At 47.5% G+C, this 2,191-nt stretch carries 1 protein-coding gene; it reads left to right on the top strand.

All coding sequences use genetic code 11. From position 1 onward, the window contains the following. Window positions 1-877 precede the first annotated feature (877 nt). Window positions 878-2,044: a group II intron reverse transcriptase/maturase gene (gene ltrA / locus ABE504_RS31970; RefSeq protein ID WP_430096660.1), complete on the top strand. Its 1,167-nt coding sequence runs from the start codon at window positions 878-880 to the stop codon at window positions 2,042-2,044. The last annotated feature ends 147 nt before the right edge of the window (window positions 2,045-2,191 follow it).

Below are 2,191 nucleotides of genomic sequence, written 5' to 3'. Positions count from 1 at the left end.
AGTGCGCCTCACAGTCGCACAATCTAAGTGGTTCAAATCCACTCGGTAACTTTACCCTTTAAAGTGCCGTAGCCGAAGTAGAGGTCCTAGCTTTATTAAGAAGAAGGATTGACAGGGTGTCTCCTGCGAAGGGGAATCCGAAGGGTCTGCAGGCAAAGTCCAGCCCGGAATACGGTGAACCAGAGGTGGCGGCGATGCAGGGTGACTCGCCTGAAAAACGAGGAAATCTATGCGAAAGTGCATAGCTTGCAGGAAAGCACGAAAGGGATATGACCTGCAAGACTCATCGACGTGATTAGGGTCAGGATGGATGGAATAGAATGTGCAGATAACTGAGGGAAGTCTCGTAGTTTCCTCCTCGTAAACGCGGTGTGAGGTAGGAGAGGTATAACCCGAAGGGGAAAGCCAAATCGATGAGCTGCGAGATGGCGGATCGTTCCGTAGTAGCGATTAAGTCTGGGCCGATGAAAGCTGGTAACAGTCTGGAGGAGAAAACCCGGATGAGTATGCGCGGATTTTTTTTTGAAGCGGTTGTATGCTTGGAAAACTGCGAGTCGCATAACCTGCTTCCACTTCAAAAGAGGGAAGACAGAGGCAAAGGGAACGTGCTTCGTCAAAGCGTGTGAGTTCTAGTGAGTGGAGATCGTAAGCGCCTTAATCCAGAAGAGGGTATGACCAAGAGGGTGCGTCCCGCCGAGAGCGAGACAGCGCTTGGGGATAGAGGTATACTGGCGACCTGAGTACATCTTAGGCAACAGGAGCGATTGAGTTTTTTTTTCTAACACGCGGTTGCAAGAGATGGAACAAGCAAGGAATCGGTCTTTGTAGCGCGAACAAGATCAGCTTGGTGAGTAGCGGCAAAGGTGGTGAAACACCAATGAAATCGAAACGAAAATACTATTCTTTGATCGACAAAGTATACCAAATGAATAATCTAAACGAAGCATGGCTGTTAGTTAAGAAGAATCAAGGAAGCGGCGGAGTCGATGGGGTAAGCATCGCGATGTTCGAGAAGAGCATCGCCATTAACCTGAAAGAAATCCAAAGGTTACTGCAACAAGATCGGTACAAACCCGATCCTGTAAGGCGACATTTCATCGAGAAGGAAAACGGAAAGTTAAGACCATTAGGCATTCCGACAATCCGAGATCGCGTATGCCAGCAGGCTGTACGTCAAATCATCGAACCGATCTTTGAGCAAGACTTTTACTACTACAGCTTCGGCTTCAGGCCCGGATACTCCGCACACCAAGCTATAAATACGATTCGACGAGCAAGGCGCGGCGGATACGACTATGTGGTAGACCTCGACATTATGTCCTTTTTCGATGAAATTCCGCATGAACTGTTGATGGAAAAGGTTCGTGAACGAATAACCGATGGTAAAGTGCTGAAGCTCATTCGCGGATGGCTTACCGCAGGAGTCATGGAAGATGATCAGTTCCATGAAACGGTAGTCGGGTCTGCGCAAGGTGGGGTCATCAGTCCATTACTTGCGAATCTATATCTGAATCATTTCGACTGGGGGATGAAGGAGAAGGGTTTTGCTGTAGTTAGGTATGCAGACGATGCGGTCATCCTTTGTCAAACAAAGGAACAAGCAGAAGAAGCATACAAAGCGGCAAAATTCATCTTAGAAGGGGAACTTCAGCTAAGAATGCATCCGGAGAAAACGAAAGTGGTGCATTTCGATGAAGGATTCCGTTTTCTGGGATTCGATTTTTGGAAGAAATATCTCATCTTGCCGGATGAAAAAGTGAAGAAGTACAAAGATAGAATCCGCAAGATCACCCGAAGGCAACAAGGCGGCAACCTTGAAGGAATGATGAAGAAGCTAAATGAAGTCTCACGCGGGTTTGGTAATTATTTTGGGATTGGAAACGTAAAGAAGAAGTTTCAACGCCTGGACGAATGGACACGGATGAGAGTAAGAGCTTTCTTACGGAAAAAGAAGTCCACGGTTTCGAACTCGCTTATTCCAAATCAAGTGTTGGAAGTAGCAGGGATGGTATTTCTAACAAGTTTACTCACCACATGTTTCTAATTCAGGTGTGAAATACGCAACCCGGCGACGGGTGAAGATGACTCACTCCTGAAGATGGGGAACTGACGAAGGAAAGCCGTGTGCGGGAAATCCGCATGCACGGTTTGATGAGGAGTCCGGGGGAGTAATCCCCCGTCTTACTCTACT

This window comes from Paenibacillus oryzisoli (genome assembly GCF_050467285.1).
In the GTDB taxonomy this organism is placed as follows: Bacteria; Bacillota; Bacilli; order Paenibacillales; family NBRC-103111; genus Paenibacillus_E; species Paenibacillus_E oryzisoli_A.
This window is presented reverse-complemented; position numbering and strand designations above follow the sequence as displayed.